The sequence below is a fragment of the Thalassococcus halodurans genome (genome assembly GCF_900108225.1).
Classification (GTDB): Bacteria; Pseudomonadota; Alphaproteobacteria; order Rhodobacterales; family Rhodobacteraceae; genus Thalassococcus; species Thalassococcus halodurans.
This window is the reverse complement of sequence record NZ_FNUZ01000009.1, coordinates 63,558-77,634: the sequence shown is the minus strand read 5'-3', so window position 1 is coordinate 77,634 and position 14,077 is coordinate 63,558. Positions and strand designations below refer to the sequence as shown.

The 14,077-nt window shown below is 62.9% G+C and carries 12 protein-coding genes; 6 read left to right on the top strand and 6 right to left on the bottom strand.

From position 1 onward, the window contains the following. The 6 genes from C4S59_RS18880 to C4S59_RS18860 all read left to right on the top strand — a co-directional run. On the top strand, positions 1 to 324 hold a 324-nt coding region (locus C4S59_RS18880; RefSeq protein ID WP_234994839.1), incomplete at its 5' end, for a DUF736 domain-containing protein. Between the two features lie 635 nt (positions 325 to 959). Next, complete coding sequence (locus tag C4S59_RS19750; RefSeq protein WP_165198475.1) at positions 960 to 1,136, top strand: hypothetical protein; 177 nt, start codon at positions 960 to 962, stop codon at positions 1,134 to 1,136. A gap of 525 nt (positions 1,137 to 1,661) precedes the next feature. Then, a complete protein-coding gene (locus C4S59_RS18875) occupies positions 1,662 to 2,282 on the top strand; it encodes a helix-turn-helix domain-containing protein (RefSeq protein WP_103911906.1) in 621 nt (206 codons plus the stop codon). Next, positions 2,275 to 4,203, top strand: a complete 1,929-nt coding sequence (locus C4S59_RS18870) for a relaxase/mobilization nuclease domain-containing protein (protein WP_103911905.1) — start codon at positions 2,275 to 2,277, stop codon at positions 4,201 to 4,203. The genes C4S59_RS18875 and C4S59_RS18870 overlap by 8 nt, the downstream gene beginning before the upstream one ends. 13 nt (positions 4,204 to 4,216) lie before the next feature. Continuing rightward, positions 4,217 to 6,130 (top strand): type IV secretory system conjugative DNA transfer family protein, encoded by a 1,914-nt coding sequence (locus C4S59_RS18865; RefSeq protein ID WP_103911911.1) that lies wholly within the window; start codon positions 4,217 to 4,219, stop codon positions 6,128 to 6,130. A 241-nt stretch (positions 6,131 to 6,371) separates the two neighbouring features. Further along, complete coding sequence (locus C4S59_RS18860) at positions 6,372 to 7,262, top strand: hypothetical protein (RefSeq protein ID WP_103911904.1); 891 nt, start codon at positions 6,372 to 6,374, stop codon at positions 7,260 to 7,262. Here the strand turns inward: C4S59_RS18860 and C4S59_RS18855 are convergent. The 6 genes from C4S59_RS18855 to C4S59_RS18830 form a co-directional block, all read right to left on the bottom strand. After that, positions 7,229 to 9,706 carry an AAA family ATPase gene (locus C4S59_RS18855; protein ID WP_103911903.1) on the bottom strand — a complete coding sequence of 826 codons (2,478 nt, stop codon included), beginning with the start codon at positions 9,704 to 9,706 and terminating at the stop codon, positions 7,229 to 7,231. The two genes, C4S59_RS18860 and C4S59_RS18855, sit on opposite strands and share 34 nt — an antisense overlap. After that, on the bottom strand, positions 9,699 to 9,926 hold the full coding sequence (locus C4S59_RS18850) for a hypothetical protein (protein WP_146064563.1): 228 nt from the start codon (positions 9,924 to 9,926) through the stop codon (positions 9,699 to 9,701). Before C4S59_RS18850 ends, C4S59_RS18855 begins: the two co-directional genes overlap by 8 nt. A 338-nt stretch (positions 9,927 to 10,264) precedes the next feature. Further along, the gene (locus C4S59_RS18845) at positions 10,265 to 11,245 is read right to left on the bottom strand and encodes an ATPase, T2SS/T4P/T4SS family (RefSeq protein WP_103911901.1); all 981 of its coding nucleotides are present in this window, start codon (positions 11,243 to 11,245) and stop codon (positions 10,265 to 10,267) included. After that, positions 11,242 to 12,654, bottom strand: coding sequence for a TrbI/VirB10 family protein (locus C4S59_RS18840; RefSeq protein ID WP_103911900.1), 1,413 nt, complete (start codon positions 12,652 to 12,654; stop codon positions 11,242 to 11,244). Before C4S59_RS18840 ends, C4S59_RS18845 begins: the two co-directional genes overlap by 4 nt. A 2-nt stretch (positions 12,655 to 12,656) precedes the next feature. Beyond that, on the bottom strand, positions 12,657 to 13,379 hold the full coding sequence (locus tag C4S59_RS18835; protein WP_103911899.1) for a TrbG/VirB9 family P-type conjugative transfer protein: 723 nt from the start codon (positions 13,377 to 13,379) through the stop codon (positions 12,657 to 12,659). Between the two features lie 5 nt (positions 13,380 to 13,384). Next, the gene (locus C4S59_RS18830; protein ID WP_103911898.1) at positions 13,385 to 14,065 is read right to left on the bottom strand and encodes a virB8 family protein; all 681 of its coding nucleotides are present in this window, start codon (positions 14,063 to 14,065) and stop codon (positions 13,385 to 13,387) included. Positions 14,066 to 14,077 lie beyond the last annotated feature (12 nt).

Sequence of the window (14,077 nt, the reverse complement as noted above, 5' to 3'; positions counted from 1 at the left end):
ATCAAATTCACCAGCGCCGACATCGAAACCGCCAAGGGCGTCGGCTCCATCTCGACCCTGACCTTCGACCTCGACATCACGGTCGAACCCGTCGCAAGCGCGAACCCGATGGCCCCCACGCACCGTGTCCTCGGACGCTCCCCGCGCGGCAAGCTTGTCGAGTGCGGCGGCATCTGGAAGAAGCAGAACAAGGAGACCGGCGCCGACTACTACACGCTGACCATCCGCGACCACGGCTTCAACGCCAACCTCGGCAAGGCCGCGAACCAGGACGATCTGTCCCTGCAGGCCGTGATCCCCTGGGGCCCAAAAGACGCCGCCTAAGCCAAAGGCCAGACCGCTCCGGCGGTCTGGCTTTTTCTCGTTCCGGGGGAATTTGCCCTCGACCGGTGCACTATCGGTGTCCGAAGAACGCGGCATATTTCGGAAGCGGACGCAGAGGCGGGTCGTCAGACCGGATAGGTCGCGGGCGCGGCTTCGATCTTTCAGTTCAGTGACAGCGTGGATCACGCGCGATGGAGGCGGAACCGAATGACCGCAGGGAGAACTGGGAGCCAACTGAGCGAGCCAAGCGCACCTCTTCCGTCGGTCGAACAACCCGCGCCTAGGTCGTCTTGGCGAAGCTACCAGGGGCGCCGAACTCACCCTGTGCCGCGAGGGTGGAAGTCGCAAATCAACGTCATGCATCCCGGGGCAACGTCTCACGCCAGAGTCACCGCCGCGCGCCTTTCCGTCGACCTGTTGGCCTTAGAGATCGCTAGCCCGGGGTCGAGCGGCCGGCAACGCCGGGGGCAGGTTTCTGGACGGCTGGCGCCTTGAGCGCTGCGGGGCATCGCTCACAACAAACCTGCCCCCAGCGTGCTCCATTTCATTCCGCCCCGTGCCGGGTGCAGCCCGCTCTCATGCCCCCGGTCTTTTCCACGATCCGTCCAACGACGATCAACGGAAAGGATCACACCATGACACTCGAACAATCCATCGACCTCGCCGAACTGCAAGCCGACATGGCTTTCGATGCCTACCTCGCCGCGTTTGATGAAGACGCCCATCCCGAGACACTCGACAGCCTCGAGACCGAGGCTCTGATCGCCCGCAGCCGCTACGACGATCTGCGCAGTCAGGGACTGGGTCACTGACCCAGACACCCCTGCGGGTCTTCGGATCCGCAGGGGTCTGACACTGATCCTTACCAACATTGTGACGCCCCAAACGGGCGTGACACGCGCCATCCCGCGCGGGCCGTTTTCGTGTTTCTGGCGCCCGATCCGTGACCGGCTCGGGCGCTCGGTTTGCCTGACATCGCGTGCTGCTCCAGCGCAAGTTTCAGCAGATTTATTCGACCAGATTGTCGCGCATCGATGAGGACGGCACCGCTCCATGTCGCGCTGCCCAGCGGTCTTGAGTGCACCTCATCGCAAGCAAAAAAACACATCATGCAAAACGTAATATTGCGCAATGTGATGTATTGAAGTATAAGCAAAAGAGAGAAGGAAGACGTTGGCAGGATATGGCCAATGTTTGCACATTTTGTCCGAGGGGTCTGTGATGGGCGTTTCCCGCAAAGCTGAATGCTCCGCCGCACGCGAACGCGATTGCGAGCAATCGCTGCCTCGCGCGCGTTTGCGCATGCATCTTTTCCCTGGAAGCGGGAGAACGTCCTAGTGCCGAGGCCAGCGAAAAACCTGAAGCTTGAGCAGCGCATCGAAGTGGCAAAGCGCTTCGCGGCGGGCGAGAGCGCCAAGGACCTGGCGGCGGCGTTCGGCATCTCCCCGCGCCACGTGAACCGGCTCGCGAAAGAGGAGGCGGGCGAGGGCATCGCGGTGCGCGATCCAAGCGAGACGGTGGCCTTCCGGGCGAGCCGATCCGAGCTGGACGCCTTCGATGCGGAGTGGCGCGAACGGGGCTTTGCCAACCGATCACAGGCGCTCAATGCGGTGCTGCGTGGACGGTGCGGGTTCCTTGATATACCCCGTGATCTGGTCTCGGAATTCTGCGCCGCATGGCGTCAGGCGAAGGATATGAGCGACGCCGGACTGGTGCTCGCCAAGGCGGTCCATCGCGGTCGGCTGGAGGTCTCGGAGGCAGACCGCGCGGTGCTGATCGAACTGCTCGATCTGGCGCAGTCGATGAGTCGTGAGATGGGCCAGATGAAGGATGCGGCGCAGGCGCTGCGTCATCAGGAGTGGCCGCAAAAGGAAGAAGGGCAGGGGGCGGAGAGCGACGTTCTGGAAGACGGCCCGCGCACGATCGAACACGGATTGAGGCTCGTCAGGAATGGCTGATCCGCTCGCCCTCTACACTTCCGTCATGGGGCGGCTCTGGGAGGATGAGCGCATCCGGGGCCAGGCCGCGGCGCGGATCGACGCGCGGCTGGCGGGGCGTCGACAGGGGCGGAGTTTCGCGCGCGTTGGAACCATGTCGGCGCGCAACGCGCTGAAGGCGGCGTCGGGTCAGAGCCGGGCGGCGGTCTTCAAACGGATCCGGGCCGGAGGCTGCAAGACGCGTGCTTCGCTCGGGGCGCAGATTTCCTACATCAACGACAAGGCGGTCTATACCTACTCGACGATGACCAATGCCCTGACCGATGCTGCGGTGCTTTCTGAGGAGCAGAAAGAGGACATCATCGAGGGCTGGGCCGGGACCTGGCGCGGCTCGACCAAGCTCGGCTTCACCTCACACATGCTTCTGTCCTTCCCGACCGACGTGACGGTCGACCAGGTGCGCGACATCGCCATGGACTGGACGGAGCATTTCTTCGAGAGCGGCGAATACGGCGACCAATGGGACTATGTCCTCGCGGTTCATGACGACCGGGCGCACAAGCACGCCCATATCATCCTGAACAACCGTGGCGTCGAAAACGGCACTTGGTTTTCCTGTTGGGCCGAGGGCGTGATGTCGCCGCAGCTCATGCGCGAAAAGCAGGCCGAGATCGCGGAACGCTATGGCGTGATGCTCGACGCCACCACCCGGCTCGAGCGCGGCATCTTCGAGAAGCCCGCCGGGATCGAGGAGATCTACCGCGCCAAGGAGGAGGCCCGCCTGCCGCGCGAGATCGTCATGACAGCCCAGGAATCCGCCATCGCGCAGGCGCAGGTGGTGGGCTTCGCCAAGGACTACAAGAACCTCGCGGATCTGCTGGACCGGATGGACCAGCGCCACATGGCGCGCGCCGCACGCGGCATGGCGGACGGGCTTGGCTCGGGCACGCCGTGGAACTTCACCGAAGGAGAGATAGACATGAAGGACATCAAGACCGTCGGTGACGCGATCGACTATTCCGAACGGACGATCGAGGCGCTGAGGCTCAAGGCCGAGGAAATGGACCCGACCGAGCGCGCCGCTTTTGAAGCCAAGGCCGCACCGATCATCGCGGACCTCTCGCAGATGGTGCCGGACCCTGAGCTGCGTGCGCGCTTTGGCAAGCAGCTCGAAGAACCCTATCCGCCGGGCTCGGGCAGCGAGGTGCTGATCGCCGCGCTGCAGTCCGGCAATGATGAGGGGCTGCGCGACGTGCTGGAGCGTGCCGAGGAGTTGGGCATGGACAGCGAGGAGCTGGTGGCACGGATCTCGGCGGGCGGCACGCGGAACTACGGCATGGCGCAGGACTGGGTCGAGCGGGACATGAACGCGGTGCTGTCGAGGGACGGTCTCAGCGTGGAGACCGCGACTGACGACCAGCTCGATGCCGCGCTGGAAAAGGTCGACGGTGTCATGGACGCCCTGATGGAACGCGCCAAGGAACTGGGCGTCGAGATCGGCCGGACCCTCGCGGACGAAGAGGAGGCGACACTGCCGCTCATCGACGAAGACGACCGGACACCAAATCCCTACCTGCAGGATCTCGCCGACATGCTGCGTGACGGCAAGCTCACCGAGGAACAGGAAGAGACCATCGAGCGGACCCTGCAATCCGAGCTCTTCAAGGAGTTGGGTGAAGAGGGCTTGGCCGAACTTCGGCGTGGCAACTACGAGGTGCTGGACGCGGCCCTGCCGAGCAAGCTCGACCAGATCACCGTCACGCAGGAGTTCCTCGAAATGACGTTTGAGGAGACCGGTGATCAGGTCTTCACCGACCGCGCCGCTGGGTTGCAGCAGGACAAGGCGACCGAGGTCGCGCGGCTGCGTGGCCAGCAGGAGGCGCAGGATTTGGATCGCGATCTTGGCCGCGACCGAGGTCTCGACGACGAGATGGAATTCTGAGGGGATGACCACCATGACCAAGACACTCCCCCTCTGGGCCGCGCTCCTCTTCGGTGTGATCTGCGGCGCCGTCATCGGCACCATCGTCGCCGCCTTCTACCTGACCCTCGCTTTGAAAACCGGGTTCGCCAGTTTCGACATGTTGGCGCTCTGGAAGGCCAGCGCCGCAACACGCGCGGCACATCCTGAGGCCTTCAAGGTGGGGTTTGGCGCCGTCGGCTTCGGAGCCATCGGTCTCGGCGCGCTCGCGCTGGCTTGGACCTGGAAGAAAGAGCGCGATGACTACGGATCGGCCCATTGGCAGACCAAGGCGGAGCTGAAGAAGAACGACATGTTGCAGGCGCCGGGCAAGGGCTTCGTCTGTGGCAAACTTGGCGCGCCGACCTCGAAGGCGGAGTTCATCTCCTCGACGACCATCCCGCATGTGATGATGGTGGCCCCGACCCGCGCGGGTAAGGGTGTGGGTTTCGTGATCCCGAACCTTCTGAGTTTCGCGGGCTCGGTCGTGGTGCTGGACGTGAAGGGCGAGAACTTCGAGAAAACTGCGCGGCTGCGGGCGCTCAACGGCGACGAGGTCTATCGGTTCAGCCCCTTCGATTGGGCCAATGCCACGCATCGTTACAACCCGCTTGCGCGGATTGCGAAGGCCCCGGCATTCGCGCAGCGCTTTACCGAGGTCTCGATCCTCGCTGACCTCTTCCTCGACAAGGACAACAAGACCCTCGACACCTTCTCCGAGGCTGGCAAGTCGATCTTTGTTGCGGCCTGTCTACTGGCGATCCAGCGCGGCACCCCGAACCTTGGCGAAGTCAACAAGATCGTTGCCGGGGGCGAATACAAGAACGCCCAGTACAAGACCTATGCCGACGAGGCCGAGGAAGACATCCTGCGCGAACTCTGGACCAACGCGGCTTCGGCCTCGTCGCGGCTGCTGACTTCGAACATCCAGGCGCTGATGACCGCCGGTCTTAAGCAATGGGACAATCCGGCGGTGCGCTCGGCCACCGAGGCGAGCGACTTCGACTTCTCGACCTTCCGCAAGACCCCGCAGTCGCTCTACATCGCAGTCTCTGAAGATCACATCGCAACATTGGCGCCGCTCCTGCGCTTGATGTTCGCTGACCTCATTGCCTCGATCCGGCTGAACGAACCCGGTCCGGACGAGCCCTGGCCGGTCATGATGATGATCGACGAATTCCAGCAGATGGGGGCGATGCCCTATCTCGAACGCGCGATCCACTCGCTGGCAAGCTACGGCGGCCGCGTCGCGATGATTGCGCAGTCGCTGGCCTCATTGGACCGGATCTATGGCCCCGAGGGTCGCGAGAGCCTCGAGAACGGGGCAGGGCTCAAGCTCTACATCACCCCGCGCGACCAGCGTACGGTGAAGGAAGTCTCGGCAGCGGTCGGCAGTACCACGCGCGAGGCGGTGACCCGGATGTATGGCCGCAACAAGGGCTTCCTTGGCGCGACCTCGACCTCCGCGCGTCTGGAAGAACGGCCGCTGCTTTCGGAGACGGAAGCGCGCCTCATGGACCCCGACGAGGTCATCATCCTCGCCTCGCCACAGCACCCGATCAAGGCGAGCCGGATCAAGTATTACGACGATCCGTTCTTCAAGGAGATGTTGACCCGCCAGGAGGGCAAGCCGTTCCCCTATCCGCCGAGCGTGCAAGGCGTGGGACCTTGGGGCGGCGATGGTGGTGAAGAAACCGGCGCAGACGACCAGGCGAAACCAGCCGAACGCGCGCCTGTCCGGGATCGCTCGCAGCGGCGCGAAGCGCGGGCGATGAGCGTGATGGCGATAGAGGCTGGACGCGGGCAGCCTGAGCCCGAGACGCTCGGGCGGGAAGGGGCGGTGCCGAAGGAATGGGAAGCGACGTTCGACCGGCAGGAGGATTTCATCGAGGAGTTATTGGGTGGGTAAGATTGGGCATGACGTGAACGGCCCTCTCCGGACATTCGCCCAGCTGGCTCCGCTGCAGCGCAGCTTCCCCAAACCGATCCTTCGCGGCAACATGCAGCATCACCTTTCTGCCCTGGGTTTTAGCATTGCGGACACGCACAGCGGCCAGAGTGGCACACTGCAGGGCAGCTTCCCCAACTCGCGGCCGGTCCATGCCGTTCATCGCTATTGGAAAAGTGGGAGGTCATGCTAGGATTTATAGATGACACACGAAGACATATTGAAACGGATCGCTACCGTCGCTGGCCAGAGTCACTATACAAGCGACAGTCGTAGCTTGATTCATGCCTATAGCGCCTGCCTCACCTTTGACGATCTTTGTGCCTCCATCGCTCGCACTTTAGGTGCGCCGGTCGATGTTAGGCTGGCGCTGCGCGGTCGGTTGCTACGCACGCTGGGCGATCATCCCACCCCCGAACAGCGTGATCGTCTGGTGGATCTCGTTGCAGAGACCAGCGCTCTGTCCGATGGTGACAAGGGACTTCGGCAAACTGTCGACGCGCTGCACAGTGCAATGCTTCGCCACCTACCCATGCCGACGCAGCATCAAATTCTTGAACGCTGGGTCGATCGCGGTACGCGGGGCGCCATGGCGCGCTGGCTGAAGGCGACGCGCGATACGCCGCCCCTGTTCGACGCGTCCGTCGCATTGGCATACTGGCGCACCACGCGCGACCATCGGGCCGCCAAGAGCCTCGCTTACCAGGCCGAACCCGACACACTCGGACCGATTGTGAGCGAACTGGTCGCGCAATGCGAGGAAGGCTGGATCATCTCTAAGGCGATTCTCCGCAGCGGCTGCGACGACGAGTCGACATGGGATCTCGTCCGCTCCAATCATCCTTCCACCTATCTCTATCTCTGCGCGCAATTGAAGCGCGAAATCTCCGATGATGATGCATTCGATTTGATGTGGGGTTGTTCTGCCAGCGCCATCCATGGAGATCGCGGCCTTGCAATCTGGGCGATCGGGCAGATGGGCAAGGTCGCGGTGCTCGACCGCATTCGCAATTCCGCCGAGACCCTGTTTGAAAAGGACATCGCAGAATTGCGGGCGCGCTACCCGGAATTGCCAGCCGCGAACTCGAACTGAGCCTCGCAGCCGTCATGCGCGCAGACCGGCTTTTTCAGAGTGAAGGGCCGCTGAAATTTCGTTCGGCTACACTTCTTGCAAGCAAACTGGCTGCGGAAATTTTTGAACTCCTCCCAGCGCGCTTTCTCGTCACCCACCGAACCGTCCCCGTAGGGCCCGTCTTGGAAGTGGCTACCAAAGTTCTCGATCTCACCCTTAACCAAACTGTCGAGGAACCGGTTGTTGACGCCCGGCACCAGCGTCGGCACCAGCTTGGCATCCTTGAGCAGGCCTGCAAGCGCCGAAGCCAACTCGCTGCGTTCGTAAGAGTAGGCCCTTTCTAGCGGTCGGATGCGGACGCTGACCCCGAAATCCCGACAAATGCCGAGAAGCCATTCCTCCTCGGCCTGGCGCATCTCGTTGGCTGCCGACTCGCCCGCCGCCCAACGTGCCTCAATCATCTCATCACTGACCTTATGATCAGCGAAACGCGGCCCGTAGGCCGGATCGAGACCAATGATTCGGGTGAAGTGCCACGTCTTCGCTTCAAGCTGATCCTTCAGATAATTGAAGAACCGCTCGTCGTGAGTGGTGATCAGGATCTGGCAGTCACCGAACATAGTGGCGATGAGCCCGGCGATAGTGCGCCTGTGATCCGCATCATAGGAGGTTACGATGTCGTCGAGCGCGATGATGGGCGCGCCTGCATTAAATTGCTTGATCGCCGCCATGCGCAACGCGAGCGCCACCGAATGGATCTGTGAGTCGCTCAAGTAGCCGCCCGGCTGCACGCCCGTGCGGTTCTTGGCGAAATCAATCAGTAGGTTGAGCCGCTGCTGGTTTGTGTCTTCTTCCGCCGGCAGCTCCAGTCGGATTGGCGTGGCGCCAGCGCCCTGGATCAGCTTGTAAATATCGTTCATCGGCGCCTGAAGCTTGTCGAGCAGGGACTGTACCTTCTTGCGGATCTCGGCCGAGACAATCGTCGCCTGCGCCGTCAAAGCGTCGGAGAGTTTCCCCAGTTCATCTTTCGTCCGCAGCACAAGGTCCCGCTCGGTCTGTAGCTCCAGAATCCGATCGATCTTCGCTTTGGCCTTGATGTAGGTGTGGTCGCCTTGCTTCGATTCGATGTCGGCGATGGCCTGATCGAGCGTGGCGAGCAGCTTGGCAATTGCCGACACATTGTCGGCCGAGGCCGGAACGGCAGTCTGAGGCCAGCCGGCGATGCCTGCTTGGTAGGCAGTAAGATCGGCTTTCAATGCCGCCTCGCCGTCGCCGAGGTGGCCAATCAGTCCCGGCAGCGCCGCTACCAACTGGGTATGGGCCTTGGTCGCCGCAGTCTTGGCCTCGTCGAGCGCCTTCTTGGCGGCAGCGTAGTCCGCCAACTCATCGAGGTGCTTGGCGATGTGTTCCCGGATCGTCTCAGCGCTACCAGCCGCCGTGTTCGCGACAGGAGTCGCGCAGACGGGGCAAATGTCAGGTGCCGCCGCTCCTTCGGCAAAAAGCGGCTCTGCGGCTTTCCACAAAGCCTGAAACACGGTGCTCGCCGCCTTGCCGCGTTCTTGAGCTTCTTTAGTCTCAGCAGCGGACAGCACCGCGACAGCCGCGTCAAAGGTCGGAATCGCACCGCTGACGACAGTTTCGCCGCTCTCCGTGTCAATCGTCTCCGCCCGCAAAGCGGCAGCGGCATTGCGGATCTGGCGCAGGCCCGCAAGCCCGATATTGTTCTCCTCGGCTTTGGCACGCGATTCCAGTTCGAGATAAGCCAGATCGCCGGCCGCCAGCGCCGCCAGCACTAGCGACGAATCGAGTGGCGCCAGGACCAGCGTGTTGGCGTGGGAGAGTACTGCTGCCACATCCCAGGTTTTCACCGTCTGGGCCGTCTCCTTGGCAAGCTGGGTGTCCACGCGCTGCAGCGCCGTCGCGTCCTCGGCGGCGGCCTTCACCTGGGTGCGCAACGAGCGAATGTTCTTCTGCACCTCAACCAGCGGGCCGAGCTGCAGCCAACGGGCGACATCCGTATAGCGCTGTTCGGGCGTATGGATTTCGACGAACGTGCGCAGCGCATGCCCGCGGATGATCGGCGGCACCGCGAAGCAATCGTTCACAGTTGCAGCCGCCGCCGGTATAGGTCGCTTCGCCCCCGTCGCCGCTCGGGTGCCGTTGGTGGCATCCTTGCCCGAGACCACGCCGATCGTAACCGCCGCCGCAATCTTCGCCTCCTTAGCCAGATTGTGCGCCAGCGCCTCGGGTCCAGCTTGGTTGTTTATTGCGCGCTGCCCGAGCCTTTCGAGCGTGCCGTCCTTGGAGAACATGAACTCCAGCGCATCGATGACGCTGGATTTGCCGCGGCCATTCGGCGCGAAGATCGCTAAGCAACGCTTCTTGCTCAAATCGAACGTCTTCGGTTGGAGATACGCGCGAAACCCGGAAAGGCTCAAGGATTGAAGGAAGTAAGGATCAGTCATTCGTCACCTCGGGTTCGGGAGGATTGGCACGTTCGCTTGCAAGTTTCACGATCGCATCCCTGGCCTGAGTTACGGCGTTCTGCGCTGGGTCCGCTTTCAGGATGTGAGTCCTAAGGATGTCTGCCATGCCGACATCGACACCTTCCTTTCCCTTAAGACTTTCTCCTAGTGCTGTAAGAAATGCGTCCGGCGTATCTGCCGTTTCTGCTTTGTCTTCCACGCGAACGCTCCAGTTGTTTGCAATTGAATATACAGCCATAACGTGTGCGACAAAGAAATTTTCGCGCTATTTGCGTCGATCTCAATAAGTTAGCGCTGCGAGGTGGTCGAACGGTCACAATCGCCGGACATGCAACTGCCAAACCGCACTATGTTTCTTCTGATTTCCGCCCGGAGACTAAGCTCTGGGGGCAGGTCTACGTGGGATCCAATGTCCGCTGACACTGAAGATCGGCTGCGTCTTCGCGACCGCAGCGAATGACTGCTTTCCGCCCATTGTGCAGATTTCTGCACTGCAAAAAGGTTTCTAAATTCCGCCGACGCTATCGATCTGTTCCATCAGCTGGGCAAATAAAACTCCGTAATCCCCCGCTTCCCCTCGGCTCGCCCGAGCTGAACGATCACATCGATGGACTTGCGGATGTATTGCCGGACCTCGGCGAATGTCAGCGGCGTCCCTGCCTGCAGCACCATGATCGCCAGTCGATCGATGGCGAGTTCGGCGGTTTCGGCGTGGATGGTGGAGACCGATCCGCCATGGCCTGTGTTAATGGCCTCGAGATAGGTCAGGGCCTCGGCCCCGCGCAGCTCGCCGACGATGATCCGGTCGGGTCGCATACGGAGGGAGGCCTGAAGGAGGGCATTGGCGCTGCGTTGCAAGCCGGAACCACGGTCGGCCAGGAGGGCGACGGTGTTCGGCTGGCCGGGGAAGAGCTCGAAGGCATCCTCGATGGTGATCAGCCGCTCGTGTTCACTGACATGGGTCAGGAGATGGCGGGCGAAAGTGGTCTTGCCGGTCGAGGTGCCGCCACTGATCAGGACGTTGAGCCGTGCCTCGACCAGGGTCTGCAGCGCGGCCTCGAGGTTCACTTCGGCGAGTGTGGCGATGTTCTTCATCTTCTCGGCGCGGAGCGCATCGAGCGAGACGGCCTTGCCGAAGAGATAGGTGGGTGCGTAATCCCTGACGCTGCCGGAGGCGAAGAGACGGATCGTGATCGAGGCACCGCGATCGATGGCGGGCGGTACGGCAACCTGAACTCGGAGCGGGCGGCCTGCATATTCCACCTTGCCAGAGACAAGGGGGTTCTTTTCAGAGACGCGGGCCTTGGCGTCGCCGACGATGGTGTGGGCCATGTTGAGGGCGGTGGTGCGATCCACGGTTTGGCCTTCGTGGCGCATGGTAGCGTCGCCCGCGACCTCGATCCACACCTTGCCGTCCGGATTGATCGCGATCTCGACCACGTCATCGCGTCTCAGCAGGTCGCGGAACGGGTCGAGATAACGCTCGAGATAAGAGGTTGGTGATGCTGCCTCAGTCAATAAATCACCACATCCCGGTCGACGAGCACGGTGACCGAGGCCCCCTGATCGACATAGATCGTGGGTGCGATCGAGACCTGGTCGGCAATGACCGATCCGACGGCATCCTGAAGATCGCTGCCGACATCGCCCAGAACGATGCTGGTCGTTTCGTTGTTGGCACTCTCCGCCGCCACGGCAGGCGCCGCCCCGATCACGGAAATCAGCGCCGCCCCGCCGAAACGTTCGGCGAACTTGGTGTCGACGAGACCGGTCAGGCCTGAGCGACCGAGCTGGTCCCCGCCCACAGCGGCGATTTCCATCGAGGTGCCGTCTGGGGTCAGGACGCGGGTCCAGAGGATCAGGATGCGCTTCTGGTGCATCTCGATGCCGGAACGGTATTGACCAAAAAGGCGGGAGCCTCGGGGGATCAGGATCCGGTCCCCGGAAAACGCCGGAACCGGCTCGGAGACGACCGCGACCACGGAGCCCGGCAGATCGCTGTTGATGGCGGTCTGGAGCGCCGCTTGAATAACTGAGCCTTGCGTCAGGGTGCGCTCGGGATGGGTGAGGCGGGCGGCCTCCTGCACCTCGAGCGGCCGCGCACTCTGCAGGAACTGCTCATTGCCGGAAAGGACTGGTCCGCCTATGCCCGCCGCCACCGGATCGGCGACCGTCACGCCACTTTGGCCACCACTTGGACCATCGGCGTAGACCACGGCGGGAGATTTGATCTGCGCGGTCAGAAGCTCCTCGGCAACCCGCTCGGCCTCACGCTGGCGTTGCTCCTCTTCCTGCCGGCGGCGTTCTTCGAGCAAGCGCTGATCGGCGATCAGCCCTTCGCGGTCGAGCTCGGCCTCAAGCCCTTCGCGCTGTGCCCGCTCTGCATCGAGCATGGCCTGCAGCCCTTCGATGCGGGTCTCGGTCTGGCGCTGCAGGTTGGCAAGCTCGGCCTCTTTCTCCGCAATAAGTGCTTCAAGCGCCGCCTTCTGTTCGTCGAAGGCCTCGCGCAGGTCCGCAACGGCGGACTGGATTTCCGAGTTGCGCGCGGCCTGGCTGGCGGCGAGGGCCTCGCGCAGCTTGGCAATCTCGGCCAGCACCGCGGCGCTCGGCTCAGGGGCAGGGGCCGCAGGCACATCGAGGGCGATTAGCGCGTCGTTAACCCGCTGCTCTGTCTCGTCGGGTGGAAACTCCAGCCGCCCGCCGGTGCCGGGGCGGCGGTCCTGGAAGGTCTCGACATCGGAGGTCTCGAGCGCGCTGTCGCCCTCCTGCAGGCCGGTCGCCAGGAAATACGCGACCCCGGCCCCGCCAAGGGCGAGGGCGGCGGCGAGCGCGCCGACCCCGAGGCTGTTGCCCCGGCGCTTGGATTTGCCGCGCTGGCTGAATTGGTCGAGGCGGTCATGCAGGTCGGGAGGGGTTTGATCGGCCATGGTCAGTTGCTCACATAGATGGCGCTTTCGTCGCGCCAGGCGCAGATCGCCTCGTCGCCGATGCGCAGTGTCCAGTAGGTGTTCATCCCGAGTACCCGGACGGTGTTGCCCTGTTGGGTCCAGTTCACCGTGCGCTCACGGCCCTGGTTGTCGGCCTTGAAGAGAGCAGGCTGACGGGCGTTTTCCGGGAAGACGAAATACGTATAGCGCCCGTCGTCGTAGATATGGCTGGGGCGGAAATCCCCCTCGCCCGAGACGCGGTAGTTGTAGTTGCGCGGGGCCTCAAAGCCCTTGGGCTGGGTTGCCCTCGCCGCGCGGCGCTCCTCGTCGGGGTAACGGAAGCGCACCTCGAAGAACATGCCGGTGCGGTTCGGGATCGAGCCCTCGCGCAGATGGAAGGAATAGGTGCGGCGGTTGGTGATCACCGTCATGTTGGTTGAGGCATTGGCCACATGCGGCTTGATCGTGAGCACATTGCCAAGCTCGGGGATCGGGTCGACCTGGAAGCTCTCGGTGTCCCCGACAATCACCGCCTCGAAGCGCTCACCTGCGCCGAAATGGATCGTCGTCGAATGTCTGAGATCGGTTTCGATCCGGTAGACCTGGTTCTCATTGTAGACGGCGGTGCGGATGCGGATATCGAGCGGCCCGCCTTGCGGTGTGGCTTCGGCGAGTGCGGCAACAGGAAGGGCAAGCGCCAGGAGGAGCGCGGGCAGGGATTTCATCTTGGTCAGTTCTCCAGGGTTTCGGCGTCGACGCGGTAGGAGGTCACCACGAAGCCCAAGGGGTTGGCCCAGACGTCCTGAAGGCGCTGGCGGGTTTCGGGTTGAAAGTCGTAGCCGACAGTGGCCACGTAGGATCGGGTCACGGTGCGGGTGTCGCGGGGCCTGCGCAGCGTGCGGGTGAAGCGGACCTGGGCCACGCCGCGCTCGATCTGGTTCACCGATTTGATCACCACCTCGATCTTGGCGTCGCGGCCATAGACGGTGATCGGGTAGTCTTCGTTGGTGGAGGACCAGAGATCGCGCAGCGTACGGGCGGCATCGCCATCCGAACGGTCGAGGACCGAGTTGATGCGCTGCTCGCCATCGGTCAGGTCATAGGTCTCGCGGTCATCGACGTAGGCCACGAGATTGGCTTGGATGATGGCGTCGCTCTCGGACAGCGTCAGCGCCTGGACAGCCGCAACCCGGTCCATCTCGCCGGTCTCCTTGTCGACCACGACCACGAAGGTCTCGGTCGATTTGAGCGGAAAGAGGCTCGCGCCCGCGACCATGCCTGCCACGCCGACGAGCACGCCCGCGGCCGCGACGAACCACGCAAAGCGCTCGCGCCGTCTTGGTCCGTAGATGAAATCCGCCTCGAAAGCGTCGCGATCGGGCGCGGGGGAACTGGTCACAAGCTTCTTCAAGTCAATCGTCTT

Bases quoted from the DNA above. Each gene is read 5' to 3' on its own strand.
- C4S59_RS19750 (WP_165198475.1), top strand. From the start codon at position 960: ATGACACTCGAACAATCCATCGACCTCGCCGAACTGCAAGCCGACATG.
- C4S59_RS18870 (WP_103911905.1), top strand. From the start codon at position 2,275: ATGGCTGATCCGCTCGCCCTCTACACTTCCGTCATGGGGCGGCTCTGG.
- C4S59_RS18865 (WP_103911911.1), top strand. From the start codon at position 4,217: ATGACCAAGACACTCCCCCTCTGGGCCGCGCTCCTCTTCGGTGTGATC.
- C4S59_RS18860 (WP_103911904.1), top strand. From the start codon at position 6,372: ATGACACACGAAGACATATTGAAACGGATCGCTACCGTCGCTGGCCAG.
- C4S59_RS18855 (WP_103911903.1), bottom strand. From the start codon at position 9,706: ATGACTGATCCTTACTTCCTTCAATCCTTGAGCCTTTCCGGGTTTCGC.
- C4S59_RS18840 (WP_103911900.1), bottom strand. From the start codon at position 12,654: ATGGCCGATCAAACCCCTCCCGACCTGCATGACCGCCTCGACCAATTC.
- C4S59_RS18835 (WP_103911899.1), bottom strand. From the start codon at position 13,379: ATGAAATCCCTGCCCGCGCTCCTCCTGGCGCTTGCCCTTCCTGTTGCC.